This window comes from Acidicapsa acidisoli, assembly GCF_025685625.1.
GTDB lineage: Bacteria > Acidobacteriota > Terriglobia > Terriglobales > Acidobacteriaceae > Acidicapsa > Acidicapsa acidisoli.
This window is the reverse complement of sequence record NZ_JAGSYI010000002.1, coordinates 1,885,160-1,906,827: the sequence shown is the minus strand read 5'-3', so window position 1 is coordinate 1,906,827 and position 21,668 is coordinate 1,885,160. Positions and strand designations below refer to the sequence as shown.

Annotated in this window: 13 protein-coding genes; 12 read left to right on the top strand and 1 reads right to left on the bottom strand. The window is 55.2% G+C overall.

Features of this window, described 5'->3' with window-relative positions; all coding sequences use genetic code 11:
- On the bottom strand, positions 1-2,771 hold a 2,771-nt coding region (locus tag OHL23_RS17580), incomplete at its 3' end, for a hypothetical protein (protein ID WP_263353216.1).
- Positions 2,772-4,551: 1,780 nt separating this feature from the next.
- Here OHL23_RS17580 and OHL23_RS17575 point away from each other — a divergent pair.
- From OHL23_RS17575 to OHL23_RS17520, 12 genes are all read left to right on the top strand, one after another.
- The gene (locus tag OHL23_RS17575) at positions 4,552-5,946 is read left to right on the top strand and encodes a hypothetical protein (RefSeq protein WP_263353215.1); all 1,395 of its coding nucleotides are present in this window, start codon (positions 4,552-4,554) and stop codon (positions 5,944-5,946) included.
- A gap of 203 nt (positions 5,947-6,149) precedes the next feature.
- Positions 6,150-7,289, top strand: coding sequence for a glycosyltransferase family 4 protein (locus OHL23_RS17570; protein ID WP_263353214.1), 1,140 nt, complete (start codon positions 6,150-6,152; stop codon positions 7,287-7,289).
- A gap of 310 nt (positions 7,290-7,599) precedes the next feature.
- The gene (locus OHL23_RS17565; protein ID WP_263353213.1) at positions 7,600-8,211 is read left to right on the top strand and encodes an acyltransferase; all 612 of its coding nucleotides are present in this window, start codon (positions 7,600-7,602) and stop codon (positions 8,209-8,211) included.
- Positions 8,208-9,284: a glycosyltransferase gene (locus OHL23_RS17560; RefSeq protein ID WP_263353212.1), complete on the top strand. Its 1,077-nt coding sequence runs from the start codon at positions 8,208-8,210 to the stop codon at positions 9,282-9,284. Before OHL23_RS17565 ends, OHL23_RS17560 begins: the two co-directional genes overlap by 4 nt.
- Complete coding sequence (locus OHL23_RS17555) at positions 9,281-9,859, top strand: NUDIX domain-containing protein (protein WP_263353211.1); 579 nt, start codon at positions 9,281-9,283, stop codon at positions 9,857-9,859. The genes OHL23_RS17560 and OHL23_RS17555 overlap by 4 nt, the downstream gene beginning before the upstream one ends.
- A gap of 34 nt (positions 9,860-9,893) precedes the next feature.
- Positions 9,894-11,273 (top strand): glucose-6-phosphate dehydrogenase, encoded by a 1,380-nt coding sequence (gene zwf / locus OHL23_RS17550; protein ID WP_263353210.1) that lies wholly within the window; start codon positions 9,894-9,896, stop codon positions 11,271-11,273.
- Between the two features lie 152 nt (positions 11,274-11,425).
- A complete protein-coding gene (locus OHL23_RS17545) occupies positions 11,426-11,821 on the top strand; it encodes a BlaI/MecI/CopY family transcriptional regulator (protein WP_263353209.1) in 396 nt (131 codons plus the stop codon).
- A gap of 26 nt (positions 11,822-11,847) precedes the next feature.
- Positions 11,848-13,749 (top strand): M56 family metallopeptidase, encoded by a 1,902-nt coding sequence (locus tag OHL23_RS17540; RefSeq protein WP_263353208.1) that lies wholly within the window; start codon positions 11,848-11,850, stop codon positions 13,747-13,749.
- Positions 13,750-13,905: 156 nt separating this feature from the next.
- Positions 13,906-14,565: a hypothetical protein gene (locus OHL23_RS17535; protein ID WP_263353207.1), complete on the top strand. Its 660-nt coding sequence runs from the start codon at positions 13,906-13,908 to the stop codon at positions 14,563-14,565.
- Positions 14,566-15,009: 444 nt separating this feature from the next.
- Entirely contained in the window at positions 15,010-15,891 is an 882-nt protein-coding gene (locus OHL23_RS17530; RefSeq protein ID WP_263353206.1) for an ABC transporter ATP-binding protein, read from the top strand.
- A gap of 24 nt (positions 15,892-15,915) precedes the next feature.
- Positions 15,916-19,494, top strand: a complete 3,579-nt coding sequence (locus tag OHL23_RS17525) for an ABC transporter permease/M1 family aminopeptidase (RefSeq protein ID WP_263353205.1) — start codon at positions 15,916-15,918, stop codon at positions 19,492-19,494.
- 454 nt (positions 19,495-19,948) lie between these two features.
- The gene (locus tag OHL23_RS17520; protein WP_263353204.1) at positions 19,949-21,619 is read left to right on the top strand and encodes a DUF3300 domain-containing protein; all 1,671 of its coding nucleotides are present in this window, start codon (positions 19,949-19,951) and stop codon (positions 21,617-21,619) included.
- Positions 21,620-21,668: the final 49 nt, after the last annotated feature.

Here is a 21,668-nt window from a genome sequence, read left to right as displayed (position 1 = left end):
TTGAAGAACATATTCGATGCGTTGTGAACTACGTGCGGGACGACATGGACGGAAGGGGAAGCGCACGAGGCGTTGTTCTCCAACCAAAGGTTCGCCGAGTCGCAGCTGCTACCGAAGCCGTTCGGATAATTGATGATCGGCGTTGTGGTGGCCGTGGTTGCAGCTGATGCCGAGAGGTTGGTGTGTGCCTGTGCATTGGCGAGTGTCTCAGTCGTCTGAATGTTGCTGGAGATTGCCGGAGGCACCACTGATTCTGCGACCGTATAATCGAGCGCCGTAACCGAGAAACTCGGCAGAGCAATCGACTTGGGGCTCGAAAGGGTGCTCGTCTCTACGGCTACCGACGCTGCCGTCTGACCGTTGGCCGCACCTGTTGGAGCCTCGTTCATATCGTTCAAATCGTTCGGCGCAAGCTGCCGTACCGTGACTGTTCCCTGAGGCAGGTTGATGCCGGCGAAGCTGACGGTATGGGAGCCGGAAATGTCGGTGTTAATGAGAACCAGCGAGCGATTATTCCCGTTCTGAAAGCAGAAGGCATAAAGATAGGGAACGTTCTTCAGCGCGGGTATCGGAGAATTGCCGTTTGCCGAACCTGCGAAGTTATACGCCGGGTTGTTGGAGATCGGGCAGGCGTACATCGGACCAATCATAGACTGATTCACCAGCGACAAGCCCAGGAATTCTGGACGCATGTTATTCGTCGTCCCGCCCATATCAACAGCGCCACCAAGAGACTTCAAGGTTTTGCCGTTCGTGTCACTGCTCTTATCTCCTGCCAACCCCAGCAAAGACTGAGACCTGATGCCGTAGTACTGAAGATCCAGCAAAGGCTGTAGGGCCGATATCACTGCTTGTCCGGCTCCAGAGTTGATGTAGTCCAGGTGCTGCTGATCGATATTGCCGGCGATGGTGTTCTGGCCGCCCTCGTAGATGTGCACATTGCAAGCTGCCGTGCCCGACACTCCGCAGGTTTTCTGGGACTGATAATCATGCACGGACTGGTAGAAGTTGCTGGGATCGGCTGGGTTGGTCACCATTTCGTATGGTTCGACCACCGCCGGCTGCCATAGAGCGGCGTCAGATCCGTAGCTGTTGACCGTGCCATAGAGATTGCTTCCGATCTCTATGGAATCCGGACGCGCCCGGCGGATCGCCGCGTCCATCGATTTGCTGACCGAAGTCTGAGCGCCCATGACCAGGTCAAAGGAGGACGCCGAGTAAGCACTGCTGGCACGCATCGCCTCAAAAATATCCCGGGCGCGCACGCTGTAGTCGTAGTAGTATTCACCGTTCGGAGCGCCGGCGCGGTAGGGCAGAGACTGGCCTGGCAGCGCGGTTCCGTTCCAGCATTCGTCGCAGAAGGAGAGATGAATCGTGCTGAAGACGCTGGTCCAGGGCTCTTCCTGGCCCAGGGCCGAGCGGCGGCTACCATAGGTCGAGCTTGAGGAGCCGGCGAGAAAATCGATCAGATTCGCTGCATCATTCGTCGAGAATGTTGCTGGAACCTCGAGATACGGCTGTACATTCAACAACTGGCAAATGACCAGATAGTCCTCAAGGGACAGATGCATCGCCCCCGCGCCGTTCGGAGCCACAAAGTATCCGGTTCCCGCAGCCGCGGGTGAACGCGCATGGTCTGGTTGAGTCCAGTTGGCGATCGTCTCGCCGTTCTGCCCTACGCCGTAGCGAAACATCCCTGCATTGTTGCTCGTCGACGAGCCGAAATAGTTCTGCAGCGCCTGAATCACCTGGTCGCGGAGGACCGTCGTGTTGCTGGAATCGGAAGCGGTTTTTTCAAAGCTGACATTGTCCAGATAGATGGATCCGCCTTTTGTTGCGAACGAAACATTCGCCACGCCCGGCGTTGTGCCGGCAGCCGATTCAGATGCCGTGCATGTCAGGGTGTATTGTGCCCAGCTGGAAGTCAGTTTCGGCGTGTAAGTTCCGCAATTGAAGCCGCCCTTGGAAACGCGGCTTGCGGAAACGCTCAGTGCTGGATTCCCGGACGCAGATTTGGCCCAGAAGGAGATCTGATAGGTGCCGTCGATTAAGACGTACAAATTACTCCGGAAATCTGTATCAAAAAGCCAAGTCGCGATCGCCGAGGATCCAGCAGCAGAGGCGTTCATGTTCAACGCCTGCGTTCCGCAGTCAGAACAGAGATCGGTTGTGTCGGAAAGAAGCTTCGCGCCTCCGCTCACCGTTCCATTCGTTCCACCGAGCCCACCGTTTTCCCACCAGGACTCAGGAGTTGGATACGTGGATTTCCTCATAATCACTGTGTCGCCAGCGCTGAACGGAGCGCCGCATTCCGAGGAAACCGTAATCACGGGAGCGACCTTAGTGCTCACGTTGGATGCCAGATGATTTGTGCCGGTGTTGGACGCGATCGTGCCTGTGCAACCAAGTTCAGCACCACGCGACTGCGACTCAACCACTGAGAAGGTTCCTCCTGCCCAGTAGTTCGCCGGAACTCCATCGTTCCGATCGGGCACCGTGAACGTGTTCGTCGTTCCGGCTGAGGTTAGAGTCCAAATCTGCTGGTTCTGCAAAGGCTCGAACCCGGGATTACCGGAACCGATCAGGTTTTTCAGTATCTGCCCATTCCCCTGGGAATCAATGTTTCCGATATTCATGCCAATGCGATTCAGCTTGTTCTGAATGACGCTCTTATCATTGAGAGACAACGTCTGGCCTGATGCGGAAACAGAAAAGATAGCCATCATGAGGACGGAAAGCATCCCTGTGGCCTGAACTAAGAATCTCTTCATCGAACTTTCTCCTAAATCGATAAGCGCTTGCACGCGGAATACGGAAATGAATCCGGGGTTCACTTGCACAAATAAGGGAGCAGACACACTTACAGTTCTCCTCACCAAGGACGGGTCTCATAAGGACCTTTGAGTCCCTGGAAGGAGGTTCCCTTAGTCAAAAACATGAAAAGGCAACGGCATTCCTAAGCGGATTCAGAGATCCAGAACGGTTAGTCAGCGTGGCGATTCATTACTGCTCTCGGAAGAGTTCGCCTAGCTTGTTCTCACCTACTGGATCGGCAACGTGCAGCGAAAGTAGAACGTGGACTACAACTTTTGGTTCTGAAGTGAGCATACCAAAGTAACCATCAATTTGAGTACCAAAGTGTGTAAATTTTGGTTACTTTCATTCCTGTCTGTTGCAGGTCGCTTAGTTCTGGCATTCGGACTCGGCACCCAACTATCTGAATTTCCAATCACATCCAGGATGTTGAGTGAGAGAAACAGCGGAATTAGGGAGGGCTTTGAGAGGTTACTTTTACGCGGAGCTAAGTGCGGCACCGATGAGATGTTGAGGTCGGGCCTCCGAATTGCGGTTACCTGGCAGCGCGGAGGCTGTAATTGGAAATCCTTAAACCTTAGAGTGCGTCCTCGTTTTTTGCACAAAAGAAGCCTAGGTTCATAGTGGGGGGCTTCCGGATTTGGCAAGACCACGTTCACCTCATCTATCCCATAAATGGTCATAGGGTCTCGATGAAGCTTACTGGTGTGTTGCTGAAACTGCACTACTTCCTCCTTTGTGACACCTTTGCAATGATGCTTGCCGCTTCACACTCGCCGTTACCGCGAACGACGCAAAGTTCAACCAGTCCGAGGAACTTAGACTCAATCGAATACAGTCAAAAATCTGCGTGGACCACCGCCGCCAATTATGAGTGACCCGTAGCGCTGACGACATACACGCGGCTAGGGGGCACGCAGAATTGTCTGATCTCTCTCTTCGATAGAGGCCATCGCCAAAGTCAAACCTTGGCGTCGGTGCTCTACCAAATAGATAGCCTTCGAATTACGCAAATTGTGGAAACGGCATTGTTACAAGGCAGGAAATAGCGTATTTCAAGATGTACATGCTGGACTAAACCATCCAGACAAAATTCAACTACAACCCAATCGATCCCGTGTCTGTAGCCATAAAGCCCAGATCACAAAGCAACCGAAGGCAAAAAGTAATTCACCGCCAGAACAACTCCTGGGGAGGAGATCGCTTCTGTACTGAGGTGCTATTTGTTCTAATCAGATCACATTGCCCTCGCAAATGCAACAACTCAAAGAGCCGTAATTGTGAGATTCCTCGGACCCGCGAAGCGACTCTTCGCGGCCTCGCCTTTTTCCTGACAGGGCCAACGTTAAGCGAATGTTTATTTGGGGGAACCTCAGTCTCTGCCGAGGATTCATTGGCATCCACCTTTGCGAACCCCAGGGATTCCGCGAGATCCTCAACTCTGATGAATGATCAGAGTTGTCCAGATGAATCAACGGTCACCATCCATTGTTGTTGCTCGTATAGTCCGGTACAAATTGAGTCATGTATATGTCGAGGATCACCTTATGGCCAGGAAATCTCGATATGCGTGGAGCTAAGCGATGCTCGAGCCTTGGATGCCTTTGCCTTAAAAGATAACTGCTATCATCTGTGTGAGCTCTGTCAACCTAGGCCTTATTCTCCCCTCACAGGGCCCTCATGTCGGAATCGTTATGAACGAGAGGAGGATGGCGGAGGAGTTTCCGTCGAAATCTTATGCCTCTAATCCCGCTAGCCGTCCTTATAGGTTGGATACCCGTTGGCATCTATCTGTTTCGGCGTTATCCGGTTCGCATTGCGATACTCGCGAATTTTCTCGGCGGGTGGGCGCTTTTGCCAGGGGCAAATTACAAGCCCACGACGGACGAGTTTCCGTACTGGATTCTTGGTGTTTGTCTCCCGACGGACTATTTCCTGACTAAGGCGACGGTTACGGGACTAGCGGCTTTTGGAGGAATGCTCCTTTTTTACTCCGCGGATTTGAAGAGAATTCGATTTGATATTTGCGACATCCCCATGGCTGTATGGTGTTGTGTACCGCTGATCTCGGCCATCACGCATTGGAATACTCTTGGCGAGGGAGTTTTTGGCGCCGTCTACCAGGCCATCTCCTGGGGCGTGCCATGGATACTCGGTCGCACTTACTTTTCCGATCACGATTCGCTGCTACTTGCCGCTAAAGCCTACGTGATCGCGGGAGTAGCTTATGTGCCGATCTGTCTTCTGGAGATATGCGTGGGACCTCAGTTGTATGCCCTTCTCTACGGATATCAGCCATATCGCTGGATAGGCGCAGAGCGTTATCTCGGCTATCGTCCCATCGGTTTCCTGGAAGACGGTAACCAATTGGGCATCTGGATGGCAGCAGCCACCCTTATTGCCATTTCTCTTTTTGCGCGCAGGCGCTTGCGTCCTATTATTTATGGCTTGTCTCCGCGATGGATTGCAGTCGGGTTGGCCGTTACTACTCTGCTTTGCCAATCGGTCGGCAGCATTCTCCTTTTGCTGATCCTGACTCCGTTAACGTTGTTCAGACAGCGATCTGTCCTTCGCGTATCGGTTGCCATCCTATTCCTTTGCATTGTCCTTTTTGCCGCATTTCGGATGACTAATCTGGTATCTTTGCGCGCGTTAGCGCAACGAAATGGCACGGTTCATTCCATCGCGAACGGCTTGGCATCGATTGGACGGCAGTCTTTCGCATGGCGGATAGCACGTGATGAGGGCCATATTGCAATGGCGCTACGCCACCCGCTTTTCGGTTCAGGACAATGGGACTGGTGGCAAGGCGGAGACTCGCGACCCTGGAGTCTTTGGTTACTTGTTTTTGGCATGTATGGATTGGTGGGATTGATTGCATTCGGTTCGATCCTGTTTCTGCCAGTCATTCGCTCGGTCTGGTTGCCCGTCGATGGCGACTATCGGGACGGTTCAGATCTTCGCTGGGCCCTGGTTGCGGTCATCTTGATGGTCGCGCTCGACAACTTGCTCAATGGAGCGATGATTCTTCCATATCTTCTCGCGATGGGCGGTATGGCATCTCGCAAGGCAGGCAATGTGTTGCTGCCGAGGAGTAGCAGACGTACCTCGGGCTACACGCAACGGTTTTGATGAACACGGTCTGGAACCTCGACTGCCGAATTCGGTTATCTAATCTCACCTCGTATACTGAAGCCAGGTTGCCAAAATCTTCCCAAATTCAACTTGCCGTCGAAGGCAGGCAAGGGCTGCGCATCGGTTACCTCTTAAGCAGGTATCCGGCGGTTTCGCACACCTTTTTCTTGAAAGAGGTGCTTGGTTTACGGGAGCGTGGGATGACTATCGAAGTGGCTTCCATCAACCTACCAGATCGCCCCAAGAAAGATCTGCCTCCAGTTGAGGCCGCGGAGGCAGAGCACACCTATTACGTCAAATCCGGAGGTCTCGCAGCGGTTGCGTCTCAGCTCCTTGCGATAGCGTTCTCCCGTCCTGACGTTGTCTTTCGAGGGCTGCTTGCCGCGCTCCGTCTCGGCGATTGGGATCTTAAGAGTCGCGCCTTCGTAATGTTCTATCTCGCCGAGGCGTTGCTGGTGGGTCGCTGGATGCGTACTCGATCACTTTCTCATCTGCATGTCCATTTCGGCGGACCGGTGGCAACCGTGGGCATGCTCACGGCCCTGGCATGGAAGATTCCATGGTCGCTCACTCTGCACGGTCCTGACGAGTTTTTCGATCAGGAGGCCTTCTACCTGCGGCGGAAGATTGAGTCGGCCAGCTTCGTGATTTGCATCAGCGACTTTTGTCGCAGCCAGGTCCTGCGCATAGCTCCCGGACTGGACAAGAGCCGCGTGGAAGTGATCCGGTTGGGCGTCGATTGTCTTGCGCTTCGCCCGCAGGAGCTTGATCTCCCGGATGCGGCTAACCGGCAGAGTCCTTTGCGCATCGTCTGCACTGGGCGTTTGGTTGCAGCGAAAGGTCATCGCATCCTGCTGGAAGCTTTGGCCCTCCTTTCTGCCGAAGGCGTCCGCTATTCCTGTACGTTAATTGGAGATGGGCCGGAGCGCGGCTCTCTGCAGGCTCTGTCTACTCGGCTGCGATTGGACAAGTCTGTGCGATTTCTGGGTGCGATGGCTCATCAACCAACGCTTTCCGAGGTTTCACAAGCCGAGGTTTTCGTACTGGCCAGCTTCGCCGAGGGGTTGCCGGTGGCCTTGATGGAAGCGATGGCATTGGGACTGCCATGCATTAGCACAACGATTGCGGCGATACCCGAATTAATTGAAAACAAGGGAAACGGGTTACTGGTTCCTCCGGCTAGCCCCGAAACTCTGTTCAGTGCTTTGCAAATACTCGCGAATGACGCCGCTCTTCGACATCAACTTGCTCAAAAGGCCAGAGAGACAGTCGAGTCCCAGTATAATCTTGCAAGAAACCTCGATTCTCTGGCCCAGATGTGGTCGCGAAAATTAATCTGACCAATACGGGACGATTCTGTCTGGGTCTTTTTGCTACTTTGTTTTCTTGTAATATGCTTCGATACACACTTAGAGGACTGTAGCGTAATTCCGGGCTGGCACTTGGGGGTAATATTTGGGCGCCGGAATTCCACTTAGGAGTGATTTCCGGCGCATTTGGAGTTCTGCGATGGTGGATGGAGGAGCCGTTTTCGTTCCGCTCGCTCAGACTTGCCTCTTGTAGTTGGCGCAAGATAGTTTCCGTGAGACGATTTGAGGCAGCAAGAGCAAATATCATGCGCGGAAGCCGAAATTTACGAAAGAAGCTGGTATGCCTCCGAAAGTGACGAAATCTGCTTTGGCAGCGCCATTGGTTTTTGGCCGCAAGCTCTTAGTCGATGTTGTCGAGGGCTGGGAGCGCGTGAGTGCTTTTGCTGTGTTGCAGGCCAAGCTAGTGGTTCCGCTGCCAGCAAGCACAGTCGTTCTTGGGAGGCCAAGTGTCTATGGCACAGGACGCATCCGTTGCGGTGAAGGGCTACTGCTCTATCCTCATCAATATCTTGAAACTGAAGGAGAGGGTGAGATAGTCCTGGGCGACAGGGTGGTTCTATCCAGCGGCGTTCATCTGGTGGCTTACGCAGGGATTTTCATTGGAGAGGGAAGCATGATCGGCGAGTACACGAGCATTCGCGATGCCAATCACACCCGCGAGGAGGGCCGAACCCTCCGTGACTCGGCTCATCAGGCGAAGCCGATCGTCATCGGCAAAGAAGTCTGGATTGGCCGCGGAGTGGTCGTCCTCGGCGGCGTCACGATCGGGGATGGCGCAACCGTCGGGGCTAATGCTGTGGTTACCAAGGATGTTGCCGCCGGAACGACGGTGGCTGGCGTGCCCGCCGTCCCTATTCAGCGAGATTCTCAAACCGTGGAGATGCAGCCATGACGGGGGCCAACTCTTCCTTCCGGCCATTGCCTGTTTTGCCTGATCTCTCGGTCGTCATTATCGGCCGCAATGAAGGGGAACGTCTGGAGCGCTGCATTCTGAGTTCCCAGGCCATTCAGGGTTGGCAACCAACCGAGATACTGTACGTGGATTCCGGATCCACAGACGGCAGCCTCGATCTCGCCGCACGCCTTGGGGCTACCGTATTGCCATTATCTCCGGGAACATTCACCGCCGCTCGCGCGCGCAATCTCGGTTGGCGCCACGCAACCGGGGAGCTGATCCTTTTTCTGGATGGCGACACGATACTCAACTCGGATTTCCCGCTCGCCGCGCTCGCCGAGCTGCGGAAGAATCCAACCAACGCAGCCGCTTGGGGCCATCGCCGCGAAATCTGTCCGTGCATCTCCATTTATGTCCGCGTGCTGGATCTCGATTGGGTTTTTGCTCCCGGTGAAACCCCTTACTGCGGCGGTGATGTGCTCATGCGTCGTGCAGCTTTGGAGTCGGTGGATGGTTTCGATGAGACACTCATCGCCGGCGAAGAGCCGGAGATGTGTCGTCGCATGCGCACCCTTGGCTGGCACATCCAGCACATCGATCATCCGATGACTTTGCACGACCTTGCCATTACCCGTTTTTCCCAATATTGGCGTCGTTCCCTGCGAGCCGGTTATGCTTTTGCAGCGGTTTCAGCCCGTTTTCGCGATACTTCTGACCCAATGTGGTCAGAGGATGCGCGGCGTAACCGCCTGCGGGGTCTCTTCTGGCTCCTGAGTCCGGTTCTGGCTCTAACGGCCTCGGTTGCCCTCCTGTCGCTTTTGCCGATTGCGATTTGGTTTCTACTTCTGTTCGCTGTAGCAGCCCGGACCGCGCGGCAGTCCCGTTGGAAGTCAGCTCCCTGGAGCACTCTGCTGTTGTATGGCTTTCACTCACATCTGCAGCAAATCCCAATTCTCCTTGGACAACTGCAATTCCTGTCCAATCGCAATAAGGCTCTGATCGAATACAAAGATGTGCCGTCGCTGCCGGAAGCGCCAACCCCGGAAAAACTCGAGATACGCCAGCCATGAGCGCTGAAAAGCCGCCTCAAGACAAGAGCATCCTCACGCTTTCCACTCGCGAAGTCTACCGCAATCCGTGGCTGTCCGTGCGGGAAGATCAGATCCTGCGTTCCAACGGCAAGCAAGGTATTTACAGCGTTGTCGACAAGGACGACTGCGCGCTTATCATTCCTCTGGATCTTGAAAAGGAGGAAGGGCGGGTATGGCTCGTCGAGCAATTCCGCTACACGATCCAGAAGCGATGTCTGGAATTGCCGCAGGGCGGCTGGGAGATGGGCGGAGTCGATCCTGAGGAGCTTGCCAGGGGTGAACTCAAAGAGGAACTTGGGCTCCACGCAGCCCAGATGGTCTATCTGGGAGCAATGTGGATCGCCTACGGTTACTCGAATCAGAAGCAGCATGTCTTTCTGGCCACCGGGCTCACCGTCACCGAGAAAGATCCGGATCCTGAAGAGCACGATCTGGTTGCCCATTCCGTCTCTATCGCCGAGTTTGAGAAGATGATGCTCGACGGCACAATCCAAGATTGTTGCACCCTTTCCGCCTGGGGACTTTATCAGATGTGGAGGCGAAATCCTCAATGAGGGTTACTCGACCTTGGCACCTGGAGGATCAATCATGACCGCTGCTTATTCCGACGCCTTCGTATTCTTTGGCGCAACCGGCGACCTTGCCTACAAACAAATTTTTCCCGCGCTCCACGGGTTGATCCGCGACGAAGGCTTCAATCTTCCGATCATCGGCGTGGCTAAAGCTGGCTGGAACCTGGATCAGCTCAAAGCTCGCGCCAAAGATAGCCTCGCGCATCACGGCTGTGTCGATCCCGCGGTCTGCGACAAGATCCTGGATCTGCTGCAGTACGTGGATGGCGACTACAACGATCCCAACACCTTTGCGCAGCTTCGTGCGGAGTTGGGCCAGGCGCAGAGACCGTTGCACTATCTCGCTATTCCCCCAAGCCTCTTCGGAGCTGTAGCGGAGAATCTCGCCAAGTCAGGCTGTGCCGAGAATGCTCGAGTCGTCGTCGAAAAGCCTTTTGGGCGAGACGTGAAATCCGCGAAAGAGCTTGGCCGGATGCTCCAGCAGTATTTTCCCGAAGAGAACATTTTTCGTATCGATCACTATCTGGGCAAAGAACCAGTGCAGAACATCCTATACACGCGTTTTGCCAACCCGATGTTCGAGCCAATCTGGAATCGCGATCACGTTCGCAGCATTCAGATCACGATGGCTGAAAACTTCGGAGTTCAGGATAGAGGCCATTTCTACGATGAGGTAGGCGCGCTTCTGGATGTTGTTCAGAATCACATGCTGCAGGTGGTCGCAAACCTCACAATGGACCCTCCAACCGGAGAAGACAACGACGCGGCGCGGGATCGGAAGGGCGAATTGATGCGGGCCATTCGACCGCTAAAAGCCGAGGACGTCGTACGAGGTCAATACGAGGGCTATCGCAAGGTTCATGGCGTCGCTCCCGGGTCGACCGTCGAGACCTTTGTCGCGATCAGGCTAGAGATCGACAGTTGGCGTTGGGCCGGAGTTCCAATCTTCATTCGTGCCGGCAAAATGCTTCCTGTTACCTGCACGGAAGCCCTGGTCGAATTCAAACGGCCTCCCAAGGAGACCTTTGGAGAGCATGTGCCGAATACGTCGGCGCACATGAGAATCCGCGTCAGTCCGGACATGTCGATCGGGCTAGGAGTCCGCGTCAAGACCCCAGGGGAACGCATGGTGGGCCGGGATGTCGAGCTGGAATTGCGCCGGCAGGCGGCAGATGACATGCCCCCGTATCAACGGCTCCTGGGAGATGCCAGCCGGGGAAACACGGAACTGTTCTCGCGCCAGGATCTTGTCGAGGCGCAATGGCGCATCGTGGAACCGGTTCTCGGAAACGTCGCTCCGTACTATTCCTACGCGCCGGGCACTTGGGGCCCCGAAGAGGCGCATCAACTGATAGCGAACGATGGCGGGTGGCTTGATCCGACCGTAACGGAGTGAAGCCATAGACGTTGGCTGGCCACCGATGCCTGAATTTCAAGGCATCGGTTCCAGGAGTTTTGATTCGTTCGACAGGCGAGCCGTGAGAGCTTTCTCCGAGCTACGAATTATTTCGTTGACATCTACGAATCTCCTCGTATATTGTCTGGCTCATGGTGAAGAAGCGAGATATACAGAGGCCGACCGAAGGGGAACTGGAGTTGCTGGCGCTCCTCTGGGAGCGCGGCTCGGGCACCGTCCGGGAGCTTTATGAGGCAGTGAATCTCAAGCGGGATGTCGTCTACACAGGGGTGCTGAAACTCTTGCAAATCATGGCCGACAAAGGGCTGGTGGAACGCGACGAGCGCGAGCGTGCACATGTTTATCGCGCGGCGGTTTCGCAGGCTGACACCGAGGTCAGATTTCTGCGGGAGTTGAGCGAGCGGTTCTTCTCAGGCAGCGCAGCGCAACTGGCTTTGCGAGCCCTTGAGATGGAAAAGTCGAGCGATACCGAGTTAGAGGCGATCCGTGAGTTGATTCGGAAGAAGGAAGCCTCGCGCAACAATTAAATATCAGGGATGCAGGGAGATCGACAATGAGCGGATTAGCGGTCAACTGGCTGACTTACGACGAATCATTGGCATTGGGATGGACGCTGCTGCACTTCTGTTGGCAAGGGGCAATCGTAGCGCTGATGTTTGCCTGCGCTGATCGGATGACCTTGCGCGCATCCTCTGGAATCCGGTACGCGCTGGCGCTCGGGGCTCTTGCACTGATGCCCGCGACTGTAATGACGACCTTTGCCATCGAGATGCGAGATATGGCGCCATCAAGGGCCGTTGAGAATGGCGGACAGGCGATGCAGGTAACATTCATGCCTCCTTTGCAGCCGTCGATTAACCATTCATCTCCCGTGACGCTGGTTGACGGAGCGCAGAGTCCGGAGGGTTGGCTGGCATCCCATACTCGGTTGCTTCTCCCATGGATACCGTGGATCGACGGGATCTGGATGCTTGGCATCCTGCTGCTTGCTGTTCGGGCGGCTGGCGGCTGGTGGCACTTGGAGAAGTTGCGAAGAACCGCTTGTGGTGTCGTTCCTGACGATGTTAAAGCGAGCCTTTTGCACGTATGCAAGCGGGTAAATGTAGGCAGCGAGATTATTCTGCGTGTATCTGATCGAGTGATCTCGCCAATGGTCATGGGGGTTTGGCAGTCGACAGTCATCCTGCCTGTCAGCGCCATTCTGCACTTGAGCCGAGAAGAACTCGAGGCTGTGCTGGCTCATGAATTGGGCCACATACGCCGCTGGGACTATGCTTGCAATCTGTTGCAGACCGCGTTGGAAACCTTGCTCTTCTTTCATCCGGCAGTGTGGTGGATCAGCGGCATCGTTCGCGACCGGCGAGAGGTTTGTTGTGATGAGATCGCGGTGAAAAGCTGTTCCGATCCGGTTGTCTACGCTCAAACTCTGTTGCGATTGGAAGAGGAAAAAGCCAGGGGACTGGAACTCGCCGTTGCGTTTAAGGGCCGCGGAGGAGTACTGCTGGGACGCATTGAGAAAGTATTGGGAGGGGTTGAACCGATGGAGCATCGAATAACTGGTGGCGTGCGATTGGCGGCAGTTTCCGTGGTTATGTTTGGACTGCTGTTTGGACCGAAGATTAGGGAAGCTATCGCAGCTTCGCAGCCGACGCCCGATCGGATTGTGGCGATCAAGCCAGCCGCGTCGTCAATCATCGTTGATCCAAATTTTGATCCAACAATGCAACAAGGCGCCTCCGCGGATAAATTCCAGACGCGCCGGGCGGTCATGCAGGTTGGAGGACAGGCATCAAAGCCGGCGGGTGTTCAGAAGGCCGTTGAGGTTTCGTCGCTGAGGGCCGGTGGGGGGCGTTCTTCCGAGTTGACTATGATGCAGGCCGAAGCGAAGACCGAGACCCGGTCCGAGTCGAAAGGGATCTCCTATATTGACGGGATGCGCGACGCTGGGTATCCGCTGGATCTGAACAACGATCTGAACACACTGATTTCGCTGAAGTCGCTGGGTGTGACGCCGGAATATGCCAAGGCGATGGGCGCACTTGGATTTGGCAAGCCATCGGTGCATGAGTTGCTCTCGCTCAAGGCGCTGGGCGTGACGCCGGAATATGTCGCGGAACTGAAACAGAGCGGTCTGGGTGCAAAGGACTTTCATGAGGTTACGACAGAAAAGGCGCTCGGGATTACTCCGGAATACGCCGCTGCAATGAAGAAGACCGACTTTGGCGATCTGAATCTCCGAGACCTCATCTCGCTGAAGGCGCAGGGTGTAACTCCGGAGTATGTCGGTTGGCTAAAGCAGCAGTTTCCCAAAATTACGATGGATGAGTTGCGCCGCGCGGCAGTCTTTCACCTTGACGACAAATTTCTGGCACAGGCAAAGAGTCACGGGTTTGACGGCAAAGATCTCGACAAGCTGTTGCGTCTGAAGATGTCCGGTTTGCTGGATGAAGAGTAAGCACATCAATTGAAATTGAACTGCAATTTCTGTGATTCGTCGGAGGTTATTATGCGTTGCGTTGCTCTAGGAATCTGTTTGCTGATCGTGACGGCAGTGGCGCAGGCCGAGACTCCGGAGAATTGCTCAATCACGAACGGACGATGGGATGGAAAGTTGGAGTTCAGCTGGGATCGTGGTGATTGCGCCGGGCGTGACCATTGCCATGAAGGCAATTCCGACATGCCATGGAATAAATGGACCGGCATCGCTCCCGAGGATCTGCAGCGCGAGGGTGCAACATTGGACGCGCGCATGAAAGCCGAGGCGGGTGAGATGCGTTGCGTTGGTAAGGTGCATGATGGCGCACTGCAAGGGAGTTACTCCTTCACTCCGAACGCTGATTTTACGAAGCGGATGGAAGCGATGGGCTTTGATGACCTGACGTCGGATCGGCTGCAGGGATATGCTCTGGTGGATGTGACGACCGAGTGGGTAAAAGGCATGAAGGACGCGAGAGTGTCCGATATGACCGCCGAAAACCTGATGGGTCTGCGCGCTTTGAAAGTCGACGCCGACTATGTGCGGGCGATGGCTGATTTGGGTTATCCGGAGCTAGCTGCCGGGAAACTCACGGGCATGAAGGCTGTCGGTGTAACTCCAGAGAAGGTTCGGGCCGTGCGGGCCATGGGGTTTTCACCGACTCAAGAAGAGCTGATTCAAATGAGCGTATTCAAGATAGACGCTCCCTTCGTCGAGCGCATGAAGGCGCGCGGATTTAAGAATCTGACAATTGCGCGGTTGGTTCAGATCAAAGTTTTCAAGCTCGATGAATAATTGCCAGGCTGTCACGTCTCACGATTCTCGAGAACGCAATTCCAGATGCGTTGACGGCGCATAAGAACGCCAATCCTTACACGCGTCCGATCACGAGCAGTCGATGGACCGGCTACTTCACTCCAGCGGAAGCTGGTAAGTTTGCGATCCTTGCACAGACAGCAAGTAAGCGGCGTCTCGTCGACAACCTAGTCGTAATCGCAGGCTCTGTCGTTCCAAATTAAATCATCAATCAAACCTTTCTTTAGCGAGCGAGGCCTGATGCTTTCGTCGAGCCGTGCCAGTTAAGGTTGGAGGAGTGTCCAAGGAATCCGACAGCCGGATTTGGACTTTCCGAAAAAACGCTTCCGAATCGGAACAAAATACGTCGATCCTTCGTTAGTATTGCAATCACGCGCAGTTTCCCTCTCGTAACGAGACAATCCCTGCATAAGGAGAAACTCCTTGTCTCTTGAAATTCGCGGAATATCCAAGCGCTATCCTAACGGCGTTCAGGCGCTCAACAACCTGAGCTTGAGCATTGGCAACAACATGTTCGGATTGCTAGGCCCGAATGGGGCAGGGAAGTCGACGTTGATGCGCACCATCGCCACGCTGCAGGATCCGGATTCCGGCCAGATTCTGCTCAATGGGATGGATGTCGTGGCCAACAAGGACGCTGTCCGCCGTCAGCTAGGCTATCTTCCTCAGGAATTTGGGGTATATCCGCGTATCTCGGCGCTGGATATGTTGCACCATCTAGCGGTGATGAAAGGCATCAGCAAATCGAGCGAGCGGAAAGAAATTGTTGACGCGCTGCTTCGCCAGACCAATCTATGGGACGTGCGCAAGAAGGCACTGAGCACCTATTCCGGTGGGATGAAACAGCGGTTTGGCATTGCGCAGGCATTGCTGGCTAATCCCAAGTTGATTATCGTGGATGAACCAACTGCCGGGCTCGATCCGGCGGAGCGTAATCGCTTCCTCAATCTACTGAGTTCGCTGGCGCGCGACGTGATCGTGATTCTTTCCACCCACATCGTCGACGATGTGCGCGAACTCTGCCCACGCATGGCAATTATCAGCAATGGCGAAGTCGTGCTGGAGGGGGTTCCCGAAGAAGCGCTCGAACGCCTGCAAAACTCGATCTGGAGCATCGTAGTCAAGACCGAGGAAGAGTTTGCTGCCGTTTCCGCCCAATTCAATGTGGTTTCGACTAAGCTTCTTGGCGGTGCGCACGAATTGCGCATTTATTCGGAAAGCGCGCCAGGAGATGGCTTCCGCCAGGTAGATCCTGAGCTTGAGGACGTGTATTTCCTCACCCTGAACACCCCGCGCGTGCAATAAGTCGATTGGCAGGAGAACAGGCTTATGTTTCTGGAGTTTTTCCTATTTGAACTCAAGCTGAGGTTCAAGAGCATCTCCACTTATTGCTATATGGCGCTGTGGATTCTGCTCACCTTTCTTTGCGTTGCAGCCACCGACTTTAGTCCACTCGGCGCGGGCAAGATATTGCTCAATGGCCCTTACGCGACTCAGCTCTATGATTTCCAGTTCTGCTTCTTCGGCGCCATTGTCATTGCGGCCATCTTCGGCACATCGATCCTGCGGGATTTCCAGCGAGATACATATCAAATAATTTTTACCAAGCCAATCTCCAAATTTGCCTACCTGGGCGGACGTTGGGCCGGGTCGATGGCGGCTACCACCTTTGTTTTTCTGGGTCTTCCGCTCGGAGAGATTCTGGGCGGCTTCGCGCCGTGGGCGGACCATACCCGCATCGCGCCTGTGGACCTGGCCATGCTGGCATATCACTACGCTGTGATCGTGGTCCCCGAAATTTTCTTTCTAGGGACTCTTTTCTTCCTGGTCGCTGCACTGACTCGGCGTGTGATCGTGGTTTACCTGCAAGGAGCGGCTCTTTACGCGATTTACTTTATCGGCCTGATCGCGGTTCAGCAGACTCGAAGCCTGAACCCGTTCTGGCCTGCCGTGTTCGACCCCATTGGCCTGCTATTGGCAGGCAGCGTGACCCGCTATTGGACCGTTGTAGAGAGGAATACTCTGTGGATCCCCATCAAGGATATGTTTCTATGGAATAGGGGGGTCTGGGGCTCCGCAGGTCTGCTCGCGCTGGCGGCCGTGTTTCAGCTCTTCCCCATGTCTGCGGAGGCTTTGACCGCACGCAAGAGCCGCAAACAAAAGAAGGAGCTGCAAGAGTCCACCGCTCCGCCTGCGCCGAGGTTCCACAATCTGCTGCCCAGGGTATCAACCAACTTCGATTTCAGCACGCGCCTTCGGCAATTCGCATCCCTTACTCGAATACATTTTCGCAATATCTTTCGCGAGATACCCTTCTGGGCTATCACGCTGGTGATGATCGTCATCTGCATGGTCAATGGCCACTTCGCAGGAAATCGCTCGGATGCGGATGTCTGGCCGGTCACCTACTACATGCTGGAAGCGGTTGAGGGCGGTGGAATTCTCTTCTTCCTTATCATCGCCACCATGTACGCCGGGGAGCTTGTCTGGCGCGAACGCGACACACGTTTCGAGCAAATCCATGACGCGCTACCGTATCCAAGCTGGATCGATACGTTGGGCAAGCTCGCTGCGCTCGGTGCGGCCGAGTTGTTTTTGCTCGCAGTTGTCATGTTTTGCGGCGTGCTCTCGCAGACCATTGCCGGTTACTACAACTATGAGTTCCTGCAGTACTTCAAAGAACTATATCTAGTCACTTTTCCGCAGGTGGTGATCTTCGCGCTGCTTGCCTTTTTCCTTCAGACAGTTGTCAGTAACAAGTTCATCGCCCACGGAATTGTCATCGGCATCTTCCTGATTCCGCCGATCTTCGAACGAATCGGCTTCCCGGACAGGCTCTACCTCTTCGATGACATCGTTTTTTATCAATACTCGGATATGAACGGCTATGGTCACTTTGTCCAGCCCATTCTCTGGTCTACGGTGTATCGGATGGCTTGGGCTGTTCTATTCGGAGTCATCGCCAGCCTGCTTGCGCGGAGAGGCGCGGAGACCGACCTCGGTTCACGTCTTCGAACTGCGAAGCGGTCGCTGCCGGCTTACGCGGTGCTGCTGATTGTGCCCATCCTCGCGATCATCGGCAGCGGCGGTTGGTACTACTACAATACCCATATTCTCAATCCGTTCCTGACCGACCAGGATGGGAGAAAGCTGCAAGCCGATTACGAAAAACTCTACAAGAAATATGAACGCGTGCCCATCCCGAAGGTGACGGCCGTCGATACACAGGTTGACATCTTTCCCGAGCAGCGGCGTTTTCATGCCACTGGTACTTACAACGCGCTGAACAAGAGCGGCAAACCAATCTCGGATATCTACATTACCAACGGTCAGCGATCGCTCAAGTCGATTATTTTCGATCGTCCTGCAACGATCACCTTGTCTGATGCAAAACGCGGCTTCTGGATCTACCATCTGGCTACGCCGCTAGCCCCCGGCGACCAGATCCAGGTCCGCTTCGTCTGCGCGTACGAAAACCCGGGCTTTCGCAACAACGGCGAAGAAGCACAGTTCGTTTACAACGGAACCTTCTTCGACGCCGGCTATTTTCCCTCTCTTGGCTACGACCAAAACCGAGAGCTAGACAACCCTGTGCGCCGGCGCGAAGAGGGCCTGGGTACACAGGAGGAGCTGCCCGACCGAGGCGACGCTTATGGCATGAACACCGATCTCTTCAGCCCGGATTCGGATTTCATCACCTACCACACGGTGGTCAGCACTTCGCCCTCGCAGATCGCCATCTCTCCGGGCTATCTCGCGCGGGAGTGGCAGCAGAACGGCCGACGCTATTTCGAATACAGCATGGGCTCGACGCGGATTCAGGACTTCGTCAGCTACATCTCCGGGAATTACGCCGTGAAGCGCGACACCTGGAACGACGTCAAGATCGAGGTCTATTACCTGCCGTCGCACACCTACGATCTGGACAAGATGATCGGTGCGTCCAAGGCGGGCCTCGATTACTACACGCGAAACTACGGGCCGTATCAGTTCGGACAGTACCGGATCATTGAATTTCCACGCTATCGTGGTTTTGCGCAGTCCTTTCCAAATACTGTTCCATTTTCGGAGGGCATAGGCTTCATCGGCCGCCTGCAGCGGCCTGAGGACATTGATTTTACGTGGTTCGTGACAGCGCATGAACTCGGGCATCAGTGGTGGGGTCATCAACTGGTCGGCGGATTTGAAAAGGGCTCCAACATGATGTCCGAGAGCCTTGCCGAATATTCCGCGCTACGCGTCATGGAGCACAGATACGGCGACGCGCACATGCGCCGCTTTCTCAAGCATGAATTGGATGGGTACCTGCGTGGCCGCGCGGGCGAGGTTCGCCATGAGCCGCCGTTGGTTCTTGTCCAAAACGAGCCGTATGTCTGGTACCAGAAGGGCTCGATGGCCTTCTACGCTCTGTCAGACGCCATTGGCGAGGATAAGCTCAACCTGGCCCTGAAGGAATTTCTGGATCAGTGGAAGATGAATGGCCCTCCCTATCCGGATACGCGCGCATTGGTCGAATCGCTGCGCAAGGAGACGCCGTCTGAGCTCCAGTACATGGTCACGGATCTCTTTGAGACCATTACGCTTTATGACAACAAGGCCGTTTCAGCCAAAGTGCAGGAGACACCGGATCACAAGTACAAAGTGACGCTCGTGGTGGACGCTAAGAAGTTGCGAGCCAACGGAGAGGGCGCTGAGACGCAGATCCCGATTCACGACCTGATCGAAGTGGGTGTCTTCAAGGGCAAAAAAGACTCCGAAGAGCCGTTGCACACAGAAAAGGTCTGGATTACCCAGCCGCGGACTAGGTATGAGTTCATCGTGAATGAAAAGCCGACGCGAGCGGCGATCGATCCTTACAGCAAGCTTGTCGACCGAAACCCGGAAGACAACTGGGCGGACGTTGAGTAGATTTCTCGGATTGCCGGGAACGAACGGCGTCCAAGGCGCCGGGCTTGGCGCTTCTGGATCGCAAGAATTTCGAGAAAATCGAACCGTTTTCCCGGAACTAATGGAGGAAATCCGGGTTCACGCTAGGCAACCGCTCTTCGCTTTCCGACCGCGTTTGCTCTGACGCCCGACGGAAAGGAGCACGACGAAGCGTTTTGGTATTAGACCGTCGCTAGCAAAAGCAAGTTGCGACGGTCGTTGGCGCGCCGGTTTCCTCGATTTGAGGTAACGCGTGCCACTGAGAGGGAAGATGGAATCCCAAGCACACCGGCGCTTAACGCGTTTTGCCAGCTCTTCTTGCCTGCCAAAGTATCCAATTGAGCCGATGATTGACCAGACTGATCAGATCGTTTGGAGCGAGCCGCCGGATCTACTTCTTCGTAATTCTTCTGGCAAACGCAGCAGATCTGAAAGCGTGAGGAAACAACCGCGACGCTACATCGCGCCTGTGTTGCTGCTCATTCTGTTTTCCTCGGGACAAGGTACACTACTCGCGCAACAGCCCATGCCGCCAGGACAGGGGTGGCCGCAGGATGATCCGTACGGGGCACAATACTCTCCCGATCAGCAACCAGGATATGGGCAGCCGCCGTACCCGCAGCAACAACCCTACGGACAGCAGCCGCCGGTTTACGCGCCTCCGCGGCAATACGGACAATCGCCTTCGTACCCTCCGCAATCCTACCCAGACATCGGTGGCCAATACCAGCAACCAGCCTATGGAGGGGGGCAGCCGCCGGCGCAGGCACTCAATACCGAGCAATTGGAACAACTTGTAGCACCCATTGCCCTTTATCCGGATACTCTCGTCGCGCAAGTGTTGGCTGCGGCCACCTATCCCGCGCAGGTGGTTGACGCCGATCATTGGAGACAGGCGCAGGGCTACGCATCCCCCGATCAGATTGCTGCCGGAGCAGATTCGCAGAACTGGGACCCGAGCCTGAAAGCTCTGACTGCCTTCCCACAGGTCCTGGCAGAGATGGATCAGAACCTTCGTTGGACCATCGCTCTGGGCAACGCCTATTACAACCAGCCGCAAGACGTATTGGACGTGGTGCAGGTGATGCGTCAGCGCGCGGAGGCGGCTGGGAACCTTCAGAGCACTCCCCAGGAAGGGGTGAACTACGACCAGGGCTATATTCAGTTAGCTCCGGTCAACCCGCAAGTGGTCTATGTTCCGGCATACGATCCGTGGACCGTCTACGGGCAGCCGATCCAACCCTATCGGGGATTTTCCCTTGGGGGTGCTCTCGGATCATTCTTCGGCTCATCGTTCGGCTCAGGCGCGATTCGCTACGGTTTGGGCATTGCTATGTCCGCCTTTAGCCACACCAGCTTTGGATGGCTTGGTTGGGGACTGGACTGGCTAACGCACTCGCTGCTTTTTCATAATTCAGCCTACTATTCGCACAGTAACACCGTTGCCGATTGGGGGCTGCCGCATGGAGGGCCCCGCGCCGCATTCAACCGAGGAGCGATGTCTGCGAGATCTTCGAACAACCTCTACCGGCCCCAGAATCCAGTCAACTCTGGCCGGCCCGGTGAATCCCCTCACGGATACCGCGGCTGGAATTCCAACAACCGGCCCAACGGATTAAGCTACGCCCGACCCGCAGACAGGTATGGGGAAAGGCTGCCGACACAGGGCAATTACCACGGCAACCCATCGCAAGGACCTGGCTACGCTCATCCGCCCATGATGGCCTATAACCGCGTCGAACCGCCAGCAAACAGGATACAGAATTACGACCGCCCGAACCCTGGGTTCGGCTACGGATCGGGCTTTCGCAGCGCGCCTGGAGGCGGCTATGGAGCCAGGCCGAACCCGGTCTACAATCCCCCGCAACAGGCATATCGCGCGCCTGCGTCTGACTTTCAACGGGGCAAGTTTAGCGATCGATCATCGGGCGGGTTTGGAGGCCGGGGATTTGACGGATATTCCGGAAAGCAGCCGAAATCGAGCGGTTTCCATGCCTTCGGCGGCGGACATGAACCAAAATATTCGAGCGGGGGAGGAAAATCAGGCCACGGTCATTCTGAAAAAGGAGGCCATTCCGGAGGCATCTTTGGTGGACATCACCGATAGGGAGCGAGCGATGTAGGCGATATCACCGGCTTCGTCATGGGATCTCGTT

Bases quoted from the DNA above. Each gene is read 5' to 3' on its own strand.
- OHL23_RS17575 (WP_263353215.1), top strand. From the start codon at position 4,552: ATGCCTCTAATCCCGCTAGCCGTCCTTATAGGTTGGATACCCGTTGGC.
- OHL23_RS17570 (WP_263353214.1), top strand. From the start codon at position 6,150: ATGACTATCGAAGTGGCTTCCATCAACCTACCAGATCGCCCCAAGAAA.
- OHL23_RS17565 (WP_263353213.1), top strand. From the start codon at position 7,600: ATGCCTCCGAAAGTGACGAAATCTGCTTTGGCAGCGCCATTGGTTTTT.
- OHL23_RS17560 (WP_263353212.1), top strand. From the start codon at position 8,208: ATGACGGGGGCCAACTCTTCCTTCCGGCCATTGCCTGTTTTGCCTGAT.
- OHL23_RS17555 (WP_263353211.1), top strand. From the start codon at position 9,281: ATGAGCGCTGAAAAGCCGCCTCAAGACAAGAGCATCCTCACGCTTTCC.
- zwf (WP_263353210.1), top strand. From the start codon at position 9,894: ATGACCGCTGCTTATTCCGACGCCTTCGTATTCTTTGGCGCAACCGGC.
- OHL23_RS17545 (WP_263353209.1), top strand. From the start codon at position 11,426: ATGGTGAAGAAGCGAGATATACAGAGGCCGACCGAAGGGGAACTGGAG.
- OHL23_RS17540 (WP_263353208.1), top strand. From the start codon at position 11,848: ATGAGCGGATTAGCGGTCAACTGGCTGACTTACGACGAATCATTGGCA.
- OHL23_RS17525 (WP_263353205.1), top strand. From the start codon at position 15,916: ATGTTTCTGGAGTTTTTCCTATTTGAACTCAAGCTGAGGTTCAAGAGC.